The following is a 21,975-nucleotide window of genomic DNA, read 5'->3' on the forward strand; positions in this document are numbered from 1 at the left end:
GAAGCAATAAGACGACAACAGGGGACAGATGGCAGAAGCACAGTGGAAACCGAGGGTAAACCCGTGGCTGATCGCGGGTACCGTGGCGCTCGCAGCGTTTATGGAGGTGCTGGATACGTCCATCGCCAATGTCGCGCTGCCGCACATTTCGGGCTCGCTTGCGGCCAGTTCCGACCAGGGCACGTGGGTGCTGACCAGCTACCTGGTGGCAAATGCCATTGTGTTACCGCTGGGCGGTTGGGCCTCCAGTGTCGTGGGTCGTAAAAACTTCTTCCTCTTGTGCATCACGCTTTTTACGCTCTCCAGCTTCCTGTGCGGCATCGCCCCGTCACTACCATTGTTGCTGGTGTTTCGAGTCCTGCAGGGATTCGGCGGGGGTGGCCTGCAGCCCATGGCACAAGCCATCATGGCGGATTCGTTTGAACCGAAGAAGCGCGGCATTGCGTTCAGCGTCTACGCGCTGGTGACGGTGCTTGCACCTTCGATCGGACCGACGCTCGGCGGCTGGATCACGGACAACTACTCGTGGCGGTGGATTTTTTACATCAACATCCCGGTTGGCCTTCTGGCATTTGTACTGGTGACGCGACTGGTGGATGATCCGCCGTGGATCAAGCACGATCGCGCGAACTTCTTCCGCGTAGACTATGTCGGTGTGGGCTTCCTGACGCTCGCTATGGCTGGTCTGCAGATTGCCCTGGATAAGGGCGAGGAGAATGACTGGTTCGCGTCAAACTTCATCCGCACATTTGCTGCAATGTTCGTCTTCAGCATGATCGCGCTGATCTATTGGGAGCTTCGCAAGGCGAAGAATCCCATCATGAATCTGCGGCTGTTCAAGTTCAAGAACTTCGCCATATGCTGCTTCCTAATGCTGCTGGTGGGCGGCATCCTGAACGCCGGAACTGTGTTGCAGCCCCAATTACTGCAGCAATTGCTCGGATATACGGCAACCAATGCCGGCATGGCGCTGACGGGTGGCGGCTTGGCTCTGCTGGTGGCAGCGCCGATTGCGGGCATCCTGTCGGATAAATTTCCCGCGCGGAATATCGTGGCGACGGCCTTTGTCTTCTTCACGATTGCTTACTGGTACGTTTCCACGCACATCAATCTCGACATGAGCTTCGGCCACAACTCGCTGCTACGCGTGATCCAGGTGCTGCCGATTCCGTTCTGCTTCATTGCAATCACCAATGCAGCGTATGTTGGTCTGCCCCGTGAGGCTTCGAACCAGGTGAGCGGCCTGATCAACTTTGCCCGCAACATTGGAGGGTCGATCCTGATCGCCATCAGCGGCGCGCAGGTGACGAATCGGACGCTCTTCCACGAGGCTCGTCTGCAGAACTACATGAGCTATGCAAACCAGCAGTACCAGCAGCAGCTTCAGTCGCTGGGCAGTTTCCTGGGGCACAACGCAGGCTCGGCCCAGGGGCAGTACGCGGCGCAGGCGACGATCTACAACCAGATGAACCAGCAGGCCGCAGTCATGGGCTATGCGGACGTCTACCGGATGCTGGCCTGGCTCACCGGCGGCATGTTCTTCCTGGCGTTCCTGCTCAGCAAGCCAAAGGGTGGCGAGAAAGCTCCCGAGGGTGCGGCTCACTAGGCGTCTCACATGGGTAATCCAGTCGCCTAACCGACATTTCATGGCGCTGTAAGCCTTTCAGGCTGTCTCTGCATCCCATGCCGTACAATCGTCTTCCGCTGACGAGACGTACCGGCGGCGGCTTCGTCCAACTGGACGAGTGAAGCATTCCGCCGGACAGTCGTTCGAGGAATACGGGCAGAGAAGACATCATGGGCACCGCATCGCCACTTCGTCACCGTAAAGGGGCCTTCCGCCGGCCGTTGATCCTGCTTGCGCTGGTGCTGGCCTTGCTTGGCATACCGTTCGCAGGTGCGCAGGAGAATCCGCTGGACAATGCGCATACCCCCGGCAAGGCCGTGACACCGACCGTGCCCGCAGCGAGCGCAAAAGAAAAGACAGTCGATGGCAGGGGACCGCTGCGTGCGGGCGCAACGATTCGCGTCGATGCCAACCTGGTGCTGGTGCCGATGACGGTTACGGATAGCCAGAACCGCCTGGTGACCGGGCTTGAGCGGGAGAACTTCTACGTCTACGAGAACAATCTGCCACAGACGATCCGGACTTTCTCCACGGACGATGCGCCCATCACCATCGGAGTGATCTTTGATCTGAGCGGCAGCATGAATAACAAGTTCGCCCGCGCCCGCCGCGCCCTGAGCGAGTTCATGCGTACGAGCAATCCGCAGGACGAGTTTTTTGTGGTGGCCTTCAATGACCGCCCCAACGTCGTAGTGGATTACACCAGCAACGTTGATGATGTGGACGCGCGCATGGTGATGCTGAAGCCTGCAAACCGGACGGCGCTGATTGACGCGGTCTACCTTGGGCTGAACAAGCTGAAAGATGCGAAACACGAACGCAAGGCGCTGCTGATCATCTCGGACGGCGGCGATAATCGCTCGCGTTACACCGAGGGAGAACTGCGGAAAGCTGTTCGTGAGAGCGATGTGCAGATCTATTCCATCGGCATCTTCGACCAGAGTGCAGCGACCGAGGAAGAGAAAAATGGCCCCGCGCTGCTGACCGATATCTGCGAGGAGACGGGCGGCCGGCTATTTCACGTCACCGACATTGCGGAGCTTGGAGACATTGCCGCGCGCATCTCTGCGGAGCTGCGTAATGAGTACGTCGTGGGCTACAAGCCCAGCGATCTGCGTCACGACGGCAACTGGCGTAAATTGAAGGTGAAACTGAACCCGCCTGCCGGCCTGCCGCAGCTTTCGGTTCACAATCGTCAGGGTTACTATGCACCTTCGGATTAGCCGCTTCACCGCACCACTGTTGTTCACAATTCTGGCTAGTCCCTTCGCCGTCATTGCCCGCGCGCAACAGAGTACGCCCGTCGCGCCGTCGGTCACGGTCGATCGCGATCCTGTGCCTTCTCCCGATCCGGATACGGGGGCTCCCGCGCCCGCAGCGCCAGACACGGCCGCCCCCGGCGCTCCGAATGGAGCGAGTGTGCAGCGCTCCGGGAACACCTACACGCTCAGAACGGAGGTTGGCGAGGTGCGCCTGAACGCCAGCGTTCTGGATGGCAACGGACGCGCCGTGCAGACGCTGCCGCGGGACGCCTTTCAGGTATATGAAGATGGTGTGCCGCAGACTATCGCCAGCTTTCGGCATGAGGATCTTCCTGTTTCGCTGGGCATCCTGATCGATGCCTCCGGGTCCATGTATGACAAGCGTGCTGCGGTGGGCAAAGCCTCTTTGGACCTGGTTCGACTTTCGAATCCGCAGGATGAGGCCTTCCTTGTGGACTTCGCCTTTGATCCCTACATCGATGCGGACTTTACGCATGACATCAAGAAGCTGGAGCAGGGCCTGAGCTTTGTGAAAGCCAGCGGCGGCACCGCCTTGTACGACGCAGTCGTGGCCTCAGCAGACTACCTTTCGCGCAACGCCAAACAGCCTAAGCAGGTGCTACTGCTGATTACCGACGGAGATGACAACGCCTCGTCTTCCACGCTGGAGGAGACGATCCGCCGCGTGCAGGAACTGGATGGTCCAACGATCTACTGTGTGGGCCTGCTCTTCGGGCCGGATGAGGACAAGCGCGAGAGCCGCCACGCCAGACGCGTGCTGGAGACACTGGCAGAGCAGACGGGCGGCGTGGCCTACTTCCCGCGCAAGCTGGAAGAGGTGGATGCGATCGCATCGCAGGTGGCTTCCGACATTCGGCAGCAGTACACCATCTCCTATTCGTCGACCAAGCCGGCGCGGCTTGGAGGCTACCGCGCAGTGCACGTTGCGGTGCAGGGTAAGGGCTACAACAAACTGACGGTTCGCACGCGTAGCGGCTACTTCCCCAAGGGGTCCGCGCCGGTGGGTGCGGCGCCTGCGGCTGGATTTAAGCAGTAGCACTTTCTGGGTCACCCGATACCTGGCTCGGATTCCGGCAGTATGCGGGACCGTAGGCAACCGCCGGCCACCCGCTACAATCACTTAGCCGTGAACCGCCTTCTTTCCCCCGTATTTTTTGTCGCCAGTGTAAGCGCCTTTGCGCAGCAGCCGATGGTCCTGCTGGACCCGGCGCGTGGCGGTTCCGAGACTGGAGGCCGCGTAGCGGAGCGCATCGAGGAGAAGCAGGTGACGCTGCAGATGGCGACCCGGCTGGCCTCGCTGTTGCGTGCGCGTGGCTTCGATGTGGAACTGACTCGCGATGCCGATACGACCGTGACCAACGATGCGCGCGCGGCGCTGGCGAACACAACACACCCCATTGCCTGCGTCCTGCTGCACGCATCGGCGATGGGAACCGGCGTTCATCTCTACACAACTTCGCTGCAGCAGGTAAATCCCGATCCATCGCAGCCCGCCCTATGGGATGCGGCTCAGGCTGCCTATGCGGAGCGTTCGCGCGCCATGGCAGGCGATCTGGCGTCGGCCTTCGGGCGCTCGAAGCTGCCTGTGTCGTCCGGGACGACGTGGATGCGTCCGCTGGACAATATGCAGTGTCCAGCCGTAGCCGTTGAAGTTTCACCGCAGAAGGATGGCACCGGTCCGGACGATCCCACCTATGAGAACAAGGTCGCCGAGGTCATCGCGGGATCGATGTTGTCCTGGCGGGGCAGAGTGGCCTCCATGACGCCCGCACCACCACCTCCTGTGCCGAAGCCCGTTGTGGACGCTGCGCCGAAACCTTCCGGGGTAACGTCTGTCCCGGCCGCCCGGCCCGCAGGGAGCGGTGCCGTCGCAAAGCCGTTGACGGCGCCTGCTACACCAGCTATGCCTGCCGTACCGAAACCTGCCGTTCCAAGGCCTGTTGTGCCGAAGCCATCGGCACCTGTGGGGACCAACCAGTGATCTCCAGATATCAGCGCATCCTGTTCGCCATACTGCTCGGCAGTTCCGTGCTCATGGCGGCGTTCCTCATCTACATGCACAAGCGCAACTTTGCAGATGTGAAAAACGCCGATAACACTCCGATCGAGGCGCCGGTCTACTCCGCCAGCGAGGATGTGACGCTGGATCTGGCGAACGATGAAGATGGCACCATCACGCCAACAACCCGGTCGCTGGCGTTGCCACAGCAGCCAGCCGTTCGTGCCCGCGCGTTGTTGGAGCATTTGCTGGCTGACTACACGTTGCCTCGTGCGAAACATCCGGTGGGTGGCGGCATCGCCGTCGATGATGTCTTCCTGGTGAGCCTTCCTCTTGGTGCGTCGGTGTTGAACTCCGGCACCTTGCTTACGAAGGACGAGGACTCCGACTCGTTGACGCATGCGAGCGGTGAACTTGCGCTGGTAAATCTTCGGTCCTCGTGGGTAGAGGCGCATCCGCCGGGCATTACGTCTGAGACACTCACGATCCAGTCCATCGTTGGTACGCTTCATACCAACCTGCCGGAGATCACGAAGGTCCGTTTCCTGGTGGACGGGCATCCACGTGCCACGCTTGCGGGCAACGTCGAGTTGGATCGCACCTACGATGCCGACAGTACGATGACGGCGCCAGTGGGCAAACCGAGTGAGTGAGCGGCCGGTCATCGGCGTCTTCGATTCAGGCTTTGGCGGCCTGACGGTTCTGCGTGAACTCCTGAAGCACCTGCCTGGTGCGGACTTTGTGTACCTGGGCGATACTGCCCATCTTCCGTACGGATCGAAGTCGCAGGCGATGATCACGCGCTATACCCATGCGGCGATTTATGAGCTGGTGAGCCACGGCGCACAGCTCGTGGTGATTGCGTGCAACACCGCGTCGGCGCTGGCGTTGCCGTCGCTGCAGGCGAGCGCGCCGGTGCCGCTGATCGGTGTGATCGGGCCGGGTGCAGCTGCGGCTGCGGCCATCGCGCCTGCGGGCAGCACCGCTCTGGTCTTGGCGACGGAGGCTACCGTGTCGTCGCACGCTTACGCTGAGGCCTGTGCGGTTGCGGGGCTGGGGGCGGTTGAGAAGGCCTGCCCGCTGTTTGTGCCGCTGGTGGAAGAGGGCTGGATCGACGGCAGCATTACGGAGCAGATTGCGGAGGTCTACCTGCGCGAGGCGCTTGCGTTGTCGCCGGAGCTTCCGTCAGCGATTGTGCTGGGGTGCACGCACTATCCGCTGCTGCGGCCGCTGTTGCAGCGCGTGGTGCAGGGCATTGCGGGGGACGTGCCGATCGTCGATTCGGCCGAAGCGACCGCTCGCCGGACGGCGCAGTTGATGCCGGAGGCGGTTGCGGATACGTTGGTTGAGCCGACGATTCGATTCTTCGCGACGGACTCTGCGGCAAAGTTTGCACGACTGGGGCCGCACTTCCTGGGACGCGCGATTGAGCATGTGGAGTCGGTCAATCTCGACGGCTAGTTTGCCGTCTGCAGGTCGCGGGCTGGTATCCTCATCGTCGAGAACACGATGCCCTATCTGCTGAAATCTGAACCCGATAAGTACTCGTACGACGACCTGCTGCGTGATGGCGAGACCATCTGGGATGGCATCAAGAACCCGCAGGCGCTGATGACCCTTCGCAACATGAAGAAGGGCGAGAAGTGCGTCATCTACCACTCCAACGTGGGCAAGGAAGCGGTTGGTACCGCGACGGTGTTGAGCGTGGATGCGACGGATCCGAAGAATCCTGCGGTGCGTTTGAAGGCGGGCAAGCGGTTGAAGACACCGAAGCCGCTGGCCGCGATTCGCGAGGCTGGTGTGTTCCAGGGATCGATCATGTTCCGGCAGTTTCGTCTGTCCGTGGTGCCGCTGACGGATGAGCAGTATGAGTGGCTCATTGCGTAGCGATAGGTGAAGTAATGGTCGCCGCCACTAAGAGCAGATGGACCGAGATCTATTTGCTGGAGGGTCTAGTCTTCGCACAATTCTTTGCGATGCCTTTTGCGATTGCTGCTCTAACACGAGCCCACTTACCTTTTCTGGCTGCCGCAATCGTCTACGGCGTCTGCTACCTGTACACCGGTTATCGAGCTGCCTCTTGGCAATGTCCTAACTGCGGTCAATCCTTTCTGCGCAACGAGCGCACGACCGTGGTGTTTCCCTTCCGCAGAAAATGCGCCAACTGTAAGATTCAAGCTGGCGCAGAGCCATTTCTGGCGCCATCTGGAAGCGAGGAATCATGATTGATCTCAAAGGTAAGACCGCTGTTGTGTTCGGGCTGGCGAACAAGCGCTCCATTGCGTGGGCTATCGCGCAGAAGCTGAATGAGGCGGGTGCTAAGGTGGCGATCTGCTACCAGAGCGAGCGGCTGAAGAAGGAAGCGGACGCGCTGCTGCCGGAGCTGAATGATGCGAAGAGCTTCCAGTGCGACGTGTCAATCGATGAAGAGATTGAGCGCGTTACCGAAGAACTGAAGGCTGCTTATGGGACCGTCGACATCGTGGTTCATTCGGTTGCGTTTGCGCCGGCAGATGCGATCAAGAATGACTTCCTGCTGACGAAGCGTGAGGACTTCCGTGTTGCGATGGATGTGAGTGCGTACTCGCTGGTGGCTGTGGCGCGCGCGCTGGAGCCGCTGATGTCGGCGGGCGGCAGCATCCTGACGCTGACGTACTACGGTGCGGAGAAGGTCTTCCCGAACTACAACGTAATGGGTGTGGCGAAGGCTGCTCTTGAAGCCACGGTGCGTTACCTGGCTGCGTCGCTTGGACCGAAGGGGATTCGAGTCAACGCGATCTCGGCTGGCCCCATCAAGACGCTGGCGGCGCGCGGTATCGGCGACTTCAACAAGATTCTGGACACCGTGACGGAGCGGGCTCCGCTGCATCGCAACGTGGAGACGGCGGAAGTGGGCAACACGGCTGCATTCCTGTTGTCACCGCTTGCGAGTGGCATCACGGGCGAGATCACTTACGTCGATTGCGGTTACAACGTCACAGGCATGTAGTTTGACGTCAAGGAGACGACGATGACTATTGCAGAGATGCTGCTGTGCGATTTCGACAGTGAAGCGATCAGCACGCGTCGGGTGCTGGAGCGCGTGCCCGATGACAAGGCAATGTGGAAGCCCCATGAGAAGTCGTCTGCGTTGAATAACCTTGCGGTTCACGTGGCGAAGCTGCCGTTGTTCGGATTTGCGATCCTGAATACGGACGTCGTCGACCTCGCTACGCATCAGTTCCCGAAGTATGAGTTTCACACCGCGGAAAAACTGGTCGAAGCCGCCGCAGGCACCGGCGCAGAGCTGCGAACAAAGCTGGCGTCGATGACGGACGAAGAATTGCAGGCGGAGTGGACGTTGCGCTTCGGTGAGCATGTCGTTACGACGGGGCCGAAGTACAAGCTGTACCGCACCATGTTTTTGAATCACCTGGTGCATCATCGCGGCCAGTTGACGGTGTATCTGCGGTTGCTGGATGTGAAGGTGCCGGGGATCTTTGGACCGTCTGCGGATGAGCCGTTTGGCAGCTAGGACGGTCGCTCGGAGCGGCTGAAGAGGCTGCTCGCAAAGACGATGAGCACCGGAAAGAACTCGAGCGTGTAGCGCTGCTCCGGGTTGTCAATCGTCAGCAGAAGCGCACACCGCAACACGATGTAAGCAAGCATGGACAGGGCCAGCACACCGCTGGCCCTGCGTGTCTTGCGCCAGCCTGCAATCGCCGCGGCGAAGCAGGCGAGATTCAGTGTGGCGTAGATCCACGCGAAGATCGTCTGTTTCGGATGAGCACGATACTGCCACCAACGCTCCGCGATCGGCAGCATTTCTGTGCGTGGGTGGAGCAGCATGTTGACCAGACGCGCCACCGGCAGCGTGATGTAGTACGCGAAGGGGTGCGTTGCTATCCGATGTTGCGCCAGCGTGGCGAACCCTGCTTCAACGGCCGGATTGAGCTTGTGTGTTGCTGCGGCTGTGTCGAGCAGGTTCGCGGTCTGTATGCGTTGCGCCGGTGAGTCGAAAGCGCGTTCGGGCAGGTCTTCGATCAGCACGGTCTCTTCCGGGTACTTCCAGTAAGCATCCTGCGTTGCAGAAAAGTCGATGCCCCAGGTGCGGAACCAGCGCTGAAAGCCCACGGGTGGTACTTCGCCGGGGTCGTTCGCCAGTTTTGGCGACAGTGGCTGAAAAACGTGGAAGGTGCGGTAGTTACGGACGGTCCACGGTACAAAGGGAAGCGCGGTCAGTGCGAGGCAGAGCAGCAGCGGAGTGACGCGCGCGCGCAGGGGGCGGGCTGAGCTCCGGAGAAAGAGGGCAGGAAGTATGGCCGCAGCCAGTAACCCCTGGTCGGGCCGCAGCAGGATGCTGCTGGCGAGCGCGATGGCCAGCACGACGATCCAGAGCGTGGTCCTGGAGTGCAACCAGCGTTGGAGCGATGAGAACGCGAGCGCCAGGAAGAAAAGTGTGAACGTCTCGGTCAGCGGGACTGCGGTGTAGTTGGCAGTGAAGGGACACAGGCACGCCATTGCCAGGGCTGCCAGTCCGGCGCGACGGCCCAGCGAACGCCGGGCGATGCCGGCGGCCAGGCAGCATGTCAGGAGGTCTGTGATCACCTGGAGCCACAGCACAGGTACAAAGCTGCGCAAGGTACCAAGGTCGGCGTTCAGGAATCGGTCGAAGGCCCAGGCAAGTGCCGCGAGGATCGTCGGGTAGCCCGGCAGCCGGATCAGCGTGGGCCGAGGTGCCGCGTCGGTGGAGAGGCCGTAGATGTGGGCGTGCAACCAGTTTTGCGCGATGTCCTGGTACAGGATGGAGTCGCCCGCGACGAAAGCGTGCCAGCGGAGAAAGTAGACGCGCAGCGCAAGGCCACAGATCAGCAGGAGAGCCGCGATGACGCTGAATCTTCGCTGCGCCGTTCTATCCTCTTTCTCGAGCGAGTAAGCCTCCTGCATTGCTTTGCATCATAACGGTGCAACCGGGAATCGCGGCGCTCGAACGGAAAGATGCGTCGAAAGCGGAACCGAGCCGCGCGAAGTCCATGGGAACGGTAGGATACGGGTTGGACATGGCAGAGCAAGGAACAAAGCCGATTTTTTACGACGAGAAGAAGCGCCGCTGGAAGCGGCTGCGTCGCATTCTCGATATTTCGGCCGCCGTCGGCCTTCTGACCTTCATCGTGTTCGTGTTGGGCGTGCTGCGCATGCGGCCCTTGCCGGGGCTTTTGCTGGATGCGCCCAAACATAACTATCGCGCGCTGAATAACCCGCTGGTGCCGGACGACAAGGCAAAGAAGTCTCGCTCGGCCCATCGTAAGACGGACCGCAAACCGTCCGATATTCCGCTCAATGCGGACGAAGGTTTGCGTGCGGCGTATTACGTGGAGTGGGATGCGGCGAGCTACAGTTCGCTGAAGCAGCATGTGAAGCAGATCGATCTGCTGTTTCCGGAGTGGCTGCACGTCATTACGCCCGACGGCAAGCTGACTGCTTACAACACCGACAACAAGCCGTTTGACGTGGTGGACGGCGGCGGTGTACATGGCGTGGACATTGAGACGAAGGTGCAGCGCACCATCGTGGAGTCCGGCTCGAATACGGAAATCTTCCCGCTCGTCAACAACAACGACATCCTTAAGAACGCCTTCATGCCGGAGGTTGGCACCTTCCTGCAGGACCCCACGGCGCGCGCGCGTTTCCAGACGCAGGTTCTGCGTTTCCTGTCTTCGAACTCGCGCTATCACGGCATTTCGCTTGATTTTGAAGAGATCCCAACCGCAGCGCAGCCAGCCTACCGGCAGTTGATTGCGTCGCTCTATGCGGCATTGCATGCCAAGGGCTTGAAGCTGTATGTCAACACGCCCGTGCAGGATGATGACTGGGATCTGAAGTTCATGGCGGATAACTCCGACGGCCTGTTGCTGATGAACTACGACCAGCACCAGACCGAGAGCGAACCCGGTGCCATCGCGTCGCAGGACTGGTTCCTGAAGAACCTGCAGAACGTGATGAAGCAGGTCCCGAAGGACAAGATGATCTGCGCCATCGGCAGCTACGGCTACGACTGGACGATGACCATGCCACCTGCGCCAGTCGCGGCGAAACCCGGGAAGCGCGCTCCCAAGGCTGCTCCGTTCAAGCCGACCGTAGTCCGGGTCGAAAATCGATCCACGCAAACGATATGGCAATCCGCGTCAGATTCCGGGTCAGAGGTCGATCTGGATGATGCCACGATGAATCCGCATTTCAGCTACGTGGACGAGGACAATCACCAGAAGCACGAGGTCTGGTTCCTGGATGCGGTGACCACGCTGAATGAGATGCGTGCGGCGCGGCAGCTTGGCCTGCAGACCTTCGCGCTCTGGCGGCTGGGCTCGGAAGATCAGTCGATGTGGAGGATTTGGGACCAGCCGATCAAGGCGAACCCCCTCACGGATCTGGCGGATGTGCCTGCCGGATGGGATATCGACATTGAGGGCACGGGCGACATCATGCATGTCTCCGGCACTCCCAAGAGCGGCCGTCGCACGCTGACCATCGACGACGATTCGAAGCTGGTCGACAGCGAGCAAATGACGCACTATCCGCTGTCGTACACGGTGAACTACTTCGGCTACCAGCCGAAGAAGCTGGCACTGTCATTTGACGATGGCCCTGATCCGGAATGGACGCCGCGGATCCTCGATGTACTGAAGAAGCGCAACGTGAAGGGCGCGTTCTTCATGATCGGCGAAGAGGCCGAAAACAATATCGGCGTGATGCAGCGTGTGTACCGAGAGGGGCATGAGGTGGGGAACCACACCTTCACCCATCCCGATATCAGCGCCATCAGCAACCGTGAAGTCGATCTGCAGATGAACCTGACGGAGCGTCTGTTCGCCGCCAAGCTGGGCGTGCAGCCGTTGTTCTTCCGTCCGCCATACTCCATCGACCAGGAGCCCGATACAAGCGACCAGGCTGCGCCCGCAGAGCGCGTGCAGCAACGCGGTTACATCGTCGTTGGCAACAAAATCGATACGAACGATTGGGATGAGCACCCGAAGAAGACGCCGCAGGAGATTGTGGCGAGTGTTCTGCAGCAGATTGAGGACATGAAGGACCGGCCGGACAAGGCAGGCTCCGTGATCCTGATGCATGATGGCGGCGGCGATCGAGCTGTGACCGTTGCAACGCTGCCACTGCTGATCGACACACTGCGCGCCAAAGGATATGAGTTCGTGCCGGTCAGCGAACTTGTCGGCAAGACGCGTGCGCAGGTGATGCCGCCGCTAACGCCGCGGCAACGACGACTGGCGTGGGTGGATTCGCTGGCATTTTTCGGTCTGTCCGCGTTCAACCATTTCGTCGTCTGGGTGTTCTTCGTCGGTGACATCCTGATGAGCGGCCGGCTGATCATCATCGGTCTGTTTGCAATCATCGACCGCTTCCGCCGTCGCAAGAACTTTGCGGATGAGAGCTACGCGCCGCGTGTGGCGGTGCTGATCCCCGCCTACAACGAGGAAAAGGTCATCGTCCGCACCATCCGCAGCGTGATGATGTCGACGTACAAGAATCTGCACATCATCGTCATTGATGATGGTTCGAAAGACCGTACGGCCGAGGTTGCTCGCGAGGCTTATCCCGCGGACATCGCGAGCGGTCGTCTGACCGTTTTGAAGAAAGAAAACGGCGGCAAGGCCGAGGCGCTGAACTACGCGCTGCAAGGCTATGTGCATGAGGAGATCTACGTCGGCATCGACGCCGATACGGTCATTGCTCATGATGCGATTGCGCGCTTGGTGCCGCACTTCGCCAACCCGCAGATCGGCGCCGTCGCAGGCAATGCGAAGGTCGGCAATCGGGTGAACCTATGGACGCGCTGGCAGGCGCTGGAGTACATCACCAGCCAGAACTTCGAGCGTCGCGCGATGGATCTGTTCGACGTGGTGGTGGTCGTTCCCGGCGCGATTGGTGCGTGGCGCACGGATGCTGTACACAAGGGCGGCGGCTACCACTCGAACACGGTGGCGGAAGATGCCGATCTGACAATGATCCTGCTGGAGCAGGGACTATCCGTGATCTATGAAGATCAGGCGCTTGCGTTTACTGAGGCGCCAATCAACATGGACGGCCTGATGCGGCAGCGCTTCCGTTGGTCTTTCGGCATCATGCAGGCGGTCTTCAAGCATCTGGGTGCGATCACGAAGCGGCGCGCGATGGGGCTGTTCGCATTGCCAAACATCATCGTCTTCCAGATTCTGCTGCCGCTGGTTTCGCCCCTGATCGACCTGATGTTTGTGGTCAGCTTCTTCAAGTTCCTGTACGACCGCCACTTCCATCCGGAATCGGCGAGTGGTGCGGACTTCATCAAGCTGCTCTACTTCTTCCTGGCGTTCATGCTGATCGACTTCTCGGCGTCCGCGCTGGCCTTCATGCTGGAGCGGAAACACCCCGCCAGCAAGGGCGACGCGTGGCTGCTGATGCACATCTGGATCCAGCGCTTTACGTATCGGCAGGTTTTCAGTGTGGTGTTGTTCAAGACGGTGAAGCGTGTGATCGATGGCCGGCCATTCAGTTGGGACAAGCTGGAGCGCACAGCGCAGATGAGCAAGTCGACGGATCAGATGATCAACGGCGAACCCTCACCGAAGTAGCGGCTTCCTGCATTCGGTGCCCCATTCTTTCGCGGCATGATCGCGAAAGAGTGGGGTATCGCGCTTGCGCGAACCAGCGATCTGCGCGGAAAGAGGGCCGCGCTTCGCGCGCTGCGCCACCCTTTGCTCCGCAAAGAATGGGTCTGCAACGTCCCGGTACTAACGCTGGAAGGTAAACTTTCCTTATGGCAACGAACAACATTCCGACGATCAAAGACGCGTTCCACGCACTCACCACCTTTCGCAATGAAGACTTCCAGGACTTCACGCACGCCGACGCCAAGGCGGACATGCATGAGGCGCTTCGACTGGTTGAGAGCGAGTTAGGGCATGAGTATCCGCTGATCATTGGTGGGGCGCGCGTGCATGCGACGGCGAAGATTGTGTCGACGAATCCTGCGCGGCCGGCGGAGAAGATAGGTGTGCACCAGGATGCGGAGTTGCCGCATGTTCAGCAGGCGGTTGACGCTGCGGACAAGGCATACCAGGCGTGGAGCCGTGTGCCTGTCGCGACGCGTGTGCAGTTGTTGCTGGATGTGTCGAAGAAGATCCAGGCGCGCAAGAATGAGTTCTGCGCATGGCTGACCTTTGAGACGGGCAAGAACTGGGCCGAGGCAGACGCGGACGTTGCCGAGACGATCGACTTCCTGGAGTTCTACGCGCGCGAAGCCCTGCGTCTCGATGGCGCGAAAACGCCGATCCAGTTCCCGGGCGAGCGTAATACGCTGCGCTACATCCCGCTGGGTGTTGGCGCGGTTATCCCGCCGTGGAATTTCCCACTGGCCATTATGGCCGGCATGACGATGGCTGCTGTTGTGACGGGCAATACCGTTGTGTTGAAGCCTTCGGTCGATGCACCGACGGTCGCCGCTCGTTTCTTCCTGCTGCTGGAAGAGTGCGGCATGCCGGAGGGTGTGGTGAATCTTTGCCAGGGTTCGGGTGAGCTTGCAGGTGCTGCGCTGGTGTCGCATCCGAAGGTTCGCTTCATCGCCTTCACGGGTTCCAAGCGCGTTGGCCTGATCGTGCATGAAACCGCTGCGAAGACGCAGCCGGGACAGCACTTCATCAAACGGACGGTGCTGGAGATGGGTGGTAAGGATGCCATCATCGTCGATGCCGATGCGGACATCGATGCAGCGGTTGAGGGTGTCGCGGCCAGCGCGTTTGGTTTCAATGGGCAGAAGTGTTCCGCCTGCTCGCGCGCGATCGTGGATGCGCGCATCTATGACGCCTTCTGCGATCGGCTTGTCGAGCGCGTGGAGAAGATCAAGGTGGGCGAGCCTGCAGAGAACTTTGCAGCGGGTCCCGTAATTAACGCGGTTGCGCACAAGCGCGTGCTGGACTACATCGCCATTGGTCGCATGGAAGGGCGCCTGTTAACGGGCGGTGACCCCATCGACAACGGCACCGGCGGCTATTACATTCAGCCAACGGTCTTCGCGGATGTGGCGCCGAACGCTCGCATTGCGCAGGAAGAGATCTTTGGACCGGTGCTGGCGGTCATCAAGTCGAACAGCTTCGACGAGGCGCTGGAGATTGCAAACGGTACGGAATATGGCCTGACCGGCGCAATCTACTCCGGCTCGCGTGAGCGACTGAACCGTGCGTCCGAAGAGTTCCATGTCGGCAATCTCTACCTGAATCGCAAGTGCACAGGGGCCATGGTGGGCGCGCATCCCTTTGGTGGCTTCAACATGAGCGGCACGGACTCCAAAGCGGGTGGAGCCGACTACCTGCTGCTGTTCACGCAGGGGAAGAGCATTGCGGAGAAGGTCGGCGTGATTGACGAAGGTGACCAGATGCCCAGGCCGATGGGCATCTAGAACGCTTGATTGCGTGGTGCCGCAGGGCGGTAACGGCCCTGCGGCGCTTGCGAGTCAGCCGGGAAGATTATGCAAGGGAAGCCTGCAGCGCCTCGCAGGCCCTTGCGGCGGCCTCTGCCAAAGTGCGGTGATGCAGGGTAAAGAGCGCGAGTTCCAGCCGGTCGCTGGAGCCGCTTTTGTCGTAGATGGAGCGCAGGTAGTTTTTGATGACCTGCTCCTTGGTGCCGAGTTCTTCGGCGATCTGCCGATTCTTCCAACCCTGCACGACGAAGCCAACAATTTGCAGTTCGCGTGGCGTCAGGACGGTGAGCATACGCTGCGCCACGGTATCGATGACATTGGTTGAGCTAGGGGCCACAACGCGTTCCCCAACGCCCACGCGCCGCACGCAAGTCAACAGGTCGGAAGCAGACGCCTGGCGGGTCAGCAGGCCGTCGAGACGCCATACCAACGCTGTCTCCGGCTCTGATCCGGTCTCCGTCATCAGGATGACGCGTGTGTTCGCTGCCGCTGCTGCCGCCAGCAGGCGGTCTGCGTCCGCGCCGAGTGACTGGGCAACAACGGCGACGCAGTCGCGGGAGTTGGCGACGAGGTCCAGCAGTGCCACAGGATTGTCGCACTGTCCTAAGATCGACAGGTCCAAATCTGCGTCCAGGACGCGGGCGGTACCGGCGCGGAAGATCGCCTGGTCATCGGCAAGAAGGATACGAATCATGGGATAAGGCACATTTCTCTACAGGATGCATCTGTCGCGGTGAGCCCCGTGGGACAAACCGCGTAATGCCCTGAGTATGCAACAGATAGGCCATAATGCAGAGAATATTTGCATCGGCGACATCAATCGGCCAATCTAAAGCTCGGGTAAGTTGCGTACTGGGCAACTCCGGCAGGAATTTAGCAGGGAGCAGCGGCAACATGGCACGACCGATTCTGTTGGCAGTGGACGATGACACGAGCGTGCTTGAGGCAGTCGTGGGCGATCTCCGCCGGAAATATGCGCAGGAATACCGCATTGTGCGGGCCGCCAGTGGACAGGCAGCGCTGGATACCTGCAGCCAGTTGAAGGAGCGCGGTGATGCCGTCGCGCTGTTTCTGAGCGATCAGCGTATGCCCGGCATGACGGGTGTCGACTTCCTGAGCCGCGCGATTCCGCTGTATCCCGAAGCGAAGCGCGTCCTGCTGACGGCGTACGCGGATACTGAGGCAGCGATCCGCGCAATCAATACCGCCAAGATTCACTACTACCTGAACAAGCCCTGGGATCCGCCTGAGGAGAAGCTGTATCCGGTGCTGGATGACCTGCTGTTCAGCTGGCACCAGGGCTACCGGCCTCCATACGAGGGTGTGCAGGTGATTGGCACGCGGTGGGGATCGCAGGATCATGCGGTGCGCGACTTCCTTTCGCGCAACCAGGTGAACTACCGCTGGCTAAATCCCGAAGCGGGCCCTGAGGCCGCCGAGGCCTTGAAAGCACGCGGCCTGGATGATTCCAAGCTGCCGGTGGTGATCTTCAGTGACGGCACTGCTGCTGTCCAGCCGACGCAGATGGAATTGGCGAATAAGGTCGGCCTGAAGACGCATGCGGATAAAGAGTTTTACGATGTTGTCGTCGTTGGGGCTGGGCCGGCTGGGCTGGCCGCGGGCGTCTATGGAGCCTCCGAGGGGCTGCGCACGCTGGTGATCGAACCGGACGCGGTTGGCGGGCAGGCTGGATCGAGCTCGCGCATCGAGAACTACCTGGGATTCCCCGAGGGTCTGCGCGGTGACGAACTGGCAAAGCGCGGCTTCATCCAGGCGCAACGTCTTGGCGCAGAGTTTCTGACACAGCGTGTGACTTCGATCGAGGTCGACAACCAGTACCGCATCGTCAAGCTCGAAGACGGCCGCGAGGTGAGTTGTTCCGTTGTGCTGGTGGCGACGGGTGTCAGCTGGTGCAAGCTGGACGTTCCGGGTGCTGACGATCTCATCGGCGCGGGCGTTTACTATGGTGCGGCACAGAGCGAAGCAGCTGCGTGCAAGGACGAAGATGTCTTTGTGGTGGGCGGTGCAAACTCCGCCGGACAAGCCGCAATGAACTTTGCGAAGTACGCGCGTAAGGTGACCATGCTGGTCCGCGGCAAGGGGCTTGAGCAGAGCATGTCGAAGTACCTGATCGACCAGATCGCGAGCATGCCGAACATCACGGTTGAAACCGGCACAGAGATCACGCGCTTCTGTGGCATGGGGCATCTCGAAGGCATCGAGTTGAAGACGCCAAACGGCATGGAAAATCGTGCGGCAAGTTCGGTTTTCATCTTCATCGGTGCGGCCCCCAAGACACAATGGCTGCCGGAGCAGGTGTGTCGCGATGAGCGTGGCTTCGTCCTTGCTGGACCGGACCTGAAGCGGGTGGGCATCGAGCGTATCGCAGGGAGTGCGGGCGACCGCGATCCTTACCTGTTAGAGACAAGTGTTCCTGGAATTTTTGTGGCGGGCGATGTGCGTCATGGCTCCGTAAAGCGTGCGGCTTCGGCCGTGGGCGAAGGCTCCATCGCAATTCAGTTTGTACATCAGTACCTGGCGGGGTTTTAAGGAAATGGCTACCTTTGCGGATTGCCTTGTGAACAGCGTGGAATGGCAGCGTGCGGCGATTGCCGAACTGCAGCGGTTACAGGTCTTTGGACCGGATGCGCCGGAGAGTGAGCTGGCTTGCCTGGTGGCGGTCGCACAGGAGCAGCACACGGCCGCGGGCGTTGTCCTTGTGGACGAGGTGGACAACTTGAACGAGTTCCACATCCTGCTCGAGGGCAAGGTACGCGTCTCGCGCAAGGACGCGAAGGGAAACTTCTACTTCAACAAGGTTGTGGAAGCGCCGGAGTTCATGGGCGAGGTGCCCCTCCTAAGCGGCATGCCTGCGCAGATCAACCTGGTGACGGTAACGGAAGTTCGTGGTCTGCGTCTGGATGCGGATGCTTTCTGGCATGGCATGGCGGAATGCCCGCATCTGCGTGCCGTCGTGCTCTCAGAGATGCGGCTGCGCATGCGCGGCCTGCAGCAGCAGCAAAGCCAGCAGGAGAAGCTCGCCATGCTGGGCACCATGACCGCCGGCCTGATGCATGAGTTAAATAATCCAGGCGCAGCGGCCCGCCGTGCAGCGTCGCAGCTACGTTCAAATCTGCAGCGAATGCATGCGCTGGCACGCAGTTTCAGTGAGCGCGGCCACACACCGGATCAACGCGCATGCCTTACCGGTCTGCAGGAGCGCGCACTGTCCGTGCGGTCCGAGTCGTGCATGAGTTCGATTCAGCAATCCGACGCGGAAGAAGAGATGGGCGTGTGGATGGATGAGCGCGGCATCAGCAAGGCGTGGGAGTTTGCCCCGGTCCTTGTCGCAAGCGGCATTGAGCCAGGCGACCTGAACTGCCTCGCAAACGTCTTCTCCCCCGGTGAGTTGAGTGAGCCGATCGAGTGGCTTGAGGCTACCGCCTCGTCCATGCAGATGGTCAGCCTGGTGGAAGACAGCGTGGCTCGTGTGACGGAGCTGGCGCAGGCCGTGAAGACCTATGCGCACGAGGGGCAGGCGGGCATTCAGGATGTGGACTTGAACGAGAGCATCCATACCACTGTCGTCATGATGAAGCACAAGTTGCGGGAGAAGAATATCCGCATGCAGAAGGACTTTGGACCCAACATGCCGAAGCTCCATTGCATGTGCAGCGGCCTGAACCAGGTGTGGACCAATCTGCTGGATAATGCGATCGATGCGGTGCCGTCTGAGGGGGGCATGATCGCGGTGCATACGGCCCGCGTCGGCGATGAGCTGGAAGTGTCCATTACGGACAATGGTGCCGGTATCTCGCCTGAGGCTCAGGAGCATATCTTCGATCCGTTTTTCACGACGAAGGCCGCGGGCGTCGGCAGCGGCATGGGCCTTGGCATCGTCCGTCAGATTCTCGAGAGCTATCACGGCCGTCTGGAGCTGGAGTCCAAGCCGGGGCGTACTCAGTTCACTGTCCGCATTCCAGCGGACCAGAACTTCTAAGCAGACACCGTTCCGTTAGGCATATCGCATCCAACGCCTCGACCGAGGTGAGGGTGTATGGCGATCAAGGCTGTTTTGTGTGACCTGGATGGAACGCTGCTGGACAGCAATGCCTTCCATGCGGAGTCCTGGCAGCGCACGTTGGAGCACTTCGGTTTCTCTGTTGACTTCGAAACCGTTGTGAAGCAGATCGGCAAAGGTGGTGAGTATCTCCTGCCGCAGTTCGTTCCCGCCGACAAACTCCCGTTGCTTGAAAAAGAGATCAACGCCTTTCGCAAGAAGCTCTTCCACCGCGAGTACATTGATCGCATCGTGCCCTTTGCGGATGCGCGGCGATTGCTGGAACGAATGCGGCAGCGTGGCCTGCGAATCGCCGTCGCAACGTCCAGCGAAAAGGAAGACCTGGAAGCCTTCAAGACGATTCTCAAGATCCACGACCTGATTGAGGAAGACGCGACTGCCGACGACGCGGACAAGCCCAAGCCCGAGCCCGACATCTTCCAGGCAGCCTTGAAGCTGCTGAAGATCGAACCGGCCGAGGCGCTCGCATTGGGCGACACTCCCTGGGATGTTCAGGCTGCTTCGAAGGCTGGTGTCCGTACGGTGGCTGTGCAGTCCGGCGGCTGGCGCAAGGAAGACCTGCGGGACGCCGGCGCGCTGGCCGTTTATGTGGACGTAGCGGACATTGTCCGTAACTTCGACAACTCGCCTTTTGTGAAGTAGATCGCGTTTGCTCCGATTTCCATTTGCTGCTGGAGCCTCCGGACTGGAATGATGGAGTCGCCGATGCGGATCGCTTATTATCTTCGCCAGCTCTTCCGGATTCCTCCCGCAAAGATCGCATTGCTGTTTGAGGCGACTTTCTGGCTGGCAGTGGCGAGGCTGGCCCTGTGGCTGGTGCCATTTCCGCGGATCGGGCGTCATCTCGGTAAACTGCTGCCGCCGTCTCCGCACACCGCCACATCAAGCGAAGAAGAGATGCGGACGGCAAAACGAGTTGGTTGGGCAGTGAACACTGTTGCCGACCATCTGCCCGTGAACCTTGTCTGCCTGCCGCGCGCGCTGGCTGGATGGCAGATGCTGCACCGTCGCGGTATTGCTTCGCGATTGCACTTCGGCGCACTGCGCGAGCCTTCAGCCGGAGAAGCGGGCTTGCAGACACATGCGTGGCTCAGTACGCCGCAAGTGGAGATCACGGGATACCCCGTCGCCCATGGCTGCGTGGAGCTCGGTTATTTTGCCCGTGCCGACGGAAACGGTTCTTCGAGTGCCGCTGGCGCGGCAGTCTGAGAACGGGCGATACTGATGCCAGTGCCTTACGTTTCCGACCAGATTCCGCCTGACTCTACTGGAGCTGGGGGCCACTTTCATTACGTGATCTCCGGCCTCACGGTCTGGTCAGAGATCGAGATGCCCTCTGCCATCGTGGCGGAGGCGATCGGCGGCGGCGAGCCTGACGTCCGTATCACTCTGGGAGAGGTGCCTGCGCACCTTGCAGCACCGGCAAAGCAGGGGGCGGAATGGGAGTTTTCGCCCAGTGAGTTCTTGTTGCGCATGCGGGACCTGCTGGACGTCTACGTAAGCGGTGGGAACAGTATCCTGCTGCAGCCGTCGGCGACGTGCGACCCCGGCGACCTGGTGCTCTATCTGCTCGGCACCTGCTTTGCGATCCTGTTGCAGCAGCGTGGGCGCGTGGTGCTGCATGCCAGCGCAGTTGCTGTGGGCGACCGCGCCATGCTGTTCTGCGGCGCCTCCGGGATGGGGAAGTCGACCATGGCCGCGATGCTCAGCGAACGAGGGTACCCGCTCTTGAATGATGATGTGTGCAACCTCAGCCCGGGAGAGGACGGGCAGTATTCCGTGTACCCCGACGGTCGCATGCTGAAGCTATGGGCGCGGTCTGTCGATCATCTGCAGTGGACGAAGACCGACCATGCACGTGTCCGGCACGATGCCGACAAGTTCTACATGGCACCTGCCAGTGTGGATCTGAAGCCGCGGTCTGTCGGGAGTGTGTACATGTTGCACGTAGCAGAAGGGGATGATGTGGCAACACTAACGCCGCTTAACCTGGCCGAGTCAATGTCGCAACTGATTCTGAATGCCTACCGCCCGGCGCTGGTCCATGCCATGGACATGGTGCCCGCGTATTTCGCGGCTTCCGCGGGCATCCAGCGTCACGCAGGTGTCTTCCGCTTGTCACGCCCCATGGATTTCAGCCGCGCAGCCGAGGCTCTGGATCTGCTGGAATCCCAATGGTCAAGTGCCCTGTAAACAACGCCGGGCAGCTTCGACTATCCTGTTGGCTATGACTTTGGACATCCAGGGCCGCACGATCGTATCGCGCGGCGAGGGTTGGCTAACCGCATGGGTTGGTCAGGAATACGTGATGATGAGCGCAGAGACCGGCACCTGCATCAGCCTGTCCGAGACCGGTGGCCGCATCTGGGAGCTGATGGAACACTCGCGCTCCGTGGATAGTCTCTGCAAGGAGCTGGGCGAGGAATATCAGGCAGAGCTCGGCGTAGTCGACCACGATGTCCTGGTGTTTCTGGAAAATCTGCAAGCGGAAGGCGCGATCGTGGCGACCGACCCCGCCGAACGATAGGCGAGCGAACA

General features: G+C 60.4%; 19 protein-coding genes. 17 read left to right on the forward strand and 2 right to left on the reverse strand.

Features of this window, described 5'->3' with window-relative positions:
* Positions 1-28: 28 nt before the first annotated feature.
* The 9 genes from BLW03_RS15700 to BLW03_RS15745 all read left to right on the forward strand — a co-directional run bounded on the left by BLW03_RS15700 (position 29) and on the right by BLW03_RS15745 (position 8,423).
* Entirely contained in the window at positions 29-1,606 is a 1,578-nt protein-coding gene (locus BLW03_RS15700; RefSeq protein WP_074654980.1) for a DHA2 family efflux MFS transporter permease subunit, read from the forward strand.
* 191 nt (positions 1,607-1,797) lie between these two features.
* A complete protein-coding gene (locus BLW03_RS15705; protein ID WP_074654982.1) occupies positions 1,798-2,850 on the forward strand; it encodes a VWA domain-containing protein in 1,053 nt (350 codons plus the stop codon).
* A complete protein-coding gene (locus BLW03_RS15710; protein WP_074654984.1) occupies positions 2,834-3,946 on the forward strand; it encodes a VWA domain-containing protein in 1,113 nt (370 codons plus the stop codon). Before BLW03_RS15705 ends, BLW03_RS15710 begins: the two co-directional genes overlap by 17 nt.
* Positions 3,947-4,036: 90 nt before the next feature.
* The gene (locus BLW03_RS15715; protein WP_170835053.1) at positions 4,037-4,891 is read left to right on the forward strand and encodes an N-acetylmuramoyl-L-alanine amidase; all 855 of its coding nucleotides are present in this window, start codon (positions 4,037-4,039) and stop codon (positions 4,889-4,891) included.
* The gene (locus BLW03_RS15720; RefSeq protein ID WP_074654987.1) at positions 4,888-5,562 is read left to right on the forward strand and encodes a GerMN domain-containing protein; all 675 of its coding nucleotides are present in this window, start codon (positions 4,888-4,890) and stop codon (positions 5,560-5,562) included. Before BLW03_RS15715 ends, BLW03_RS15720 begins: the two co-directional genes overlap by 4 nt.
* Entirely contained in the window at positions 5,555-6,370 is an 816-nt protein-coding gene (gene murI / locus BLW03_RS15725) for a glutamate racemase (RefSeq protein WP_074654989.1), read from the forward strand. The genes BLW03_RS15720 and murI overlap by 8 nt, the downstream gene beginning before the upstream one ends.
* 48 nt (positions 6,371-6,418) lie before the next feature.
* On the forward strand, positions 6,419-6,796 hold the full coding sequence (locus BLW03_RS15730; protein WP_074654990.1) for an EVE domain-containing protein: 378 nt from the start codon (positions 6,419-6,421) through the stop codon (positions 6,794-6,796).
* A 334-nt stretch (positions 6,797-7,130) separates the two neighbouring features.
* On the forward strand, positions 7,131-7,898 hold the full coding sequence (locus BLW03_RS15740) for an enoyl-ACP reductase FabI (RefSeq protein WP_074654994.1): 768 nt from the start codon (positions 7,131-7,133) through the stop codon (positions 7,896-7,898).
* A 21-nt stretch (positions 7,899-7,919) separates the two neighbouring features.
* Positions 7,920-8,423 (forward strand): DinB family protein, encoded by a 504-nt coding sequence (locus BLW03_RS15745; RefSeq protein WP_074654996.1) that lies wholly within the window; start codon positions 7,920-7,922, stop codon positions 8,421-8,423.
* Here the strand turns inward: BLW03_RS15745 and BLW03_RS15750 are convergent.
* Positions 8,420-9,835: a glycosyltransferase family 39 protein gene (locus BLW03_RS15750; RefSeq protein ID WP_074654998.1), complete on the reverse strand. Its 1,416-nt coding sequence runs from the start codon at positions 9,833-9,835 to the stop codon at positions 8,420-8,422. The two genes, BLW03_RS15745 and BLW03_RS15750, sit on opposite strands and share 4 nt — an antisense overlap.
* 113 nt (positions 9,836-9,948) lie before the next feature.
* Here BLW03_RS15750 and BLW03_RS15755 point away from each other — a divergent pair, with 113 nt between their 5' ends.
* Both BLW03_RS15755 and pruA read left to right on the forward strand, forming a co-directional pair.
* Positions 9,949-13,512 carry a trifunctional glycoside hydrolase family 18/polysaccharide deacetylase/glycosyltransferase family 2 protein gene (locus BLW03_RS15755; protein WP_074655000.1) on the forward strand — a complete coding sequence of 1,188 codons (3,564 nt, stop codon included), beginning with the start codon at positions 9,949-9,951 and terminating at the stop codon, positions 13,510-13,512.
* Between the two features lie 185 nt (positions 13,513-13,697).
* Positions 13,698-15,335 (forward strand): L-glutamate gamma-semialdehyde dehydrogenase, encoded by a 1,638-nt coding sequence (pruA, locus tag BLW03_RS15760; protein WP_074655002.1) that lies wholly within the window; start codon positions 13,698-13,700, stop codon positions 15,333-15,335.
* 67 nt (positions 15,336-15,402) lie between these two features.
* On the opposite strand, the gene BLW03_RS15765 is transcribed toward pruA, so the two are convergent.
* Complete coding sequence (locus tag BLW03_RS15765; RefSeq protein ID WP_074655004.1) at positions 15,403-16,050, reverse strand: response regulator transcription factor; 648 nt, start codon at positions 16,048-16,050, stop codon at positions 15,403-15,405.
* 200 nt (positions 16,051-16,250) lie between these two features.
* Here BLW03_RS15765 and BLW03_RS15770 point away from each other — a divergent pair, with 200 nt between their 5' ends.
* The 6 genes from BLW03_RS15770 to BLW03_RS20680 all read left to right on the forward strand — a co-directional run bounded on the left by BLW03_RS15770 (position 16,251) and on the right by BLW03_RS20680 (position 21,964).
* Positions 16,251-17,906 (forward strand): NAD(P)/FAD-dependent oxidoreductase, encoded by a 1,656-nt coding sequence (locus BLW03_RS15770; RefSeq protein ID WP_074655006.1) that lies wholly within the window; start codon positions 16,251-16,253, stop codon positions 17,904-17,906.
* A 4-nt stretch (positions 17,907-17,910) separates the two neighbouring features.
* Positions 17,911-19,356, forward strand: a complete 1,446-nt coding sequence (locus BLW03_RS15775; protein WP_083350573.1) for an ATP-binding protein — start codon at positions 17,911-17,913, stop codon at positions 19,354-19,356.
* A gap of 57 nt (positions 19,357-19,413) precedes the next feature.
* Positions 19,414-20,079, forward strand: a complete 666-nt coding sequence (locus BLW03_RS15780; RefSeq protein ID WP_083350574.1) for an HAD family hydrolase — start codon at positions 19,414-19,416, stop codon at positions 20,077-20,079.
* Positions 20,080-20,142: 63 nt separating this feature from the next.
* Positions 20,143-20,646, forward strand: a complete 504-nt coding sequence (locus BLW03_RS15785) for a lasso peptide biosynthesis B2 protein (protein ID WP_170835054.1) — start codon at positions 20,143-20,145, stop codon at positions 20,644-20,646.
* A 21-nt stretch (positions 20,647-20,667) separates the two neighbouring features.
* Entirely contained in the window at positions 20,668-21,630 is a 963-nt protein-coding gene (locus tag BLW03_RS20675; RefSeq protein WP_170835055.1) for a hypothetical protein, read from the forward strand.
* Between the two features lie 34 nt (positions 21,631-21,664).
* Complete coding sequence (locus BLW03_RS20680) at positions 21,665-21,964, forward strand: PqqD family protein (protein WP_074655013.1); 300 nt, start codon at positions 21,665-21,667, stop codon at positions 21,962-21,964.
* The last annotated feature ends 11 nt before the right edge of the window (positions 21,965-21,975 follow it).

Origin of the sequence: Terriglobus roseus, from assembly GCF_900105625.1 — a bacterium.
Taxonomy (GTDB): Bacteria; Acidobacteriota; Terriglobia; order Terriglobales; family Acidobacteriaceae; genus Terriglobus; species Terriglobus roseus_B.

Coding starts and splice junctions, on each gene's coding strand:
- BLW03_RS15700 (WP_074654980.1), top strand. CDS start 29: ATGGCAGAAGCACAGTGGAAACCGAGGGTAAACCCGTGGCTGATCGCG.
- BLW03_RS15705 (WP_074654982.1), top strand. CDS start 1,798: ATGGGCACCGCATCGCCACTTCGTCACCGTAAAGGGGCCTTCCGCCGG.
- BLW03_RS15710 (WP_074654984.1), top strand. CDS start 2,834: ATGCACCTTCGGATTAGCCGCTTCACCGCACCACTGTTGTTCACAATT.
- BLW03_RS15730 (WP_074654990.1), top strand. CDS start 6,419: ATGCCCTATCTGCTGAAATCTGAACCCGATAAGTACTCGTACGACGAC.
- BLW03_RS15740 (WP_074654994.1), top strand. CDS start 7,131: ATGATTGATCTCAAAGGTAAGACCGCTGTTGTGTTCGGGCTGGCGAAC.
- BLW03_RS15745 (WP_074654996.1), top strand. CDS start 7,920: ATGACTATTGCAGAGATGCTGCTGTGCGATTTCGACAGTGAAGCGATC.
- BLW03_RS15750 (WP_074654998.1), bottom strand. CDS start 9,835: ATGCAGGAGGCTTACTCGCTCGAGAAAGAGGATAGAACGGCGCAGCGA.
- BLW03_RS15755 (WP_074655000.1), top strand. CDS start 9,949: ATGGCAGAGCAAGGAACAAAGCCGATTTTTTACGACGAGAAGAAGCGC.
- pruA (WP_074655002.1), top strand. CDS start 13,698: ATGGCAACGAACAACATTCCGACGATCAAAGACGCGTTCCACGCACTC.
- BLW03_RS15765 (WP_074655004.1), bottom strand. CDS start 16,050: ATGATTCGTATCCTTCTTGCCGATGACCAGGCGATCTTCCGCGCCGGT.
- BLW03_RS15770 (WP_074655006.1), top strand. CDS start 16,251: ATGGCACGACCGATTCTGTTGGCAGTGGACGATGACACGAGCGTGCTT.
- BLW03_RS15775 (WP_083350573.1), top strand. CDS start 17,911: ATGGCTACCTTTGCGGATTGCCTTGTGAACAGCGTGGAATGGCAGCGT.
- BLW03_RS15780 (WP_083350574.1), top strand. CDS start 19,414: ATGGCGATCAAGGCTGTTTTGTGTGACCTGGATGGAACGCTGCTGGAC.
- BLW03_RS15785 (WP_170835054.1), top strand. CDS start 20,143: ATGCGGATCGCTTATTATCTTCGCCAGCTCTTCCGGATTCCTCCCGCA.
- BLW03_RS20680 (WP_074655013.1), top strand. CDS start 21,665: ATGACTTTGGACATCCAGGGCCGCACGATCGTATCGCGCGGCGAGGGT.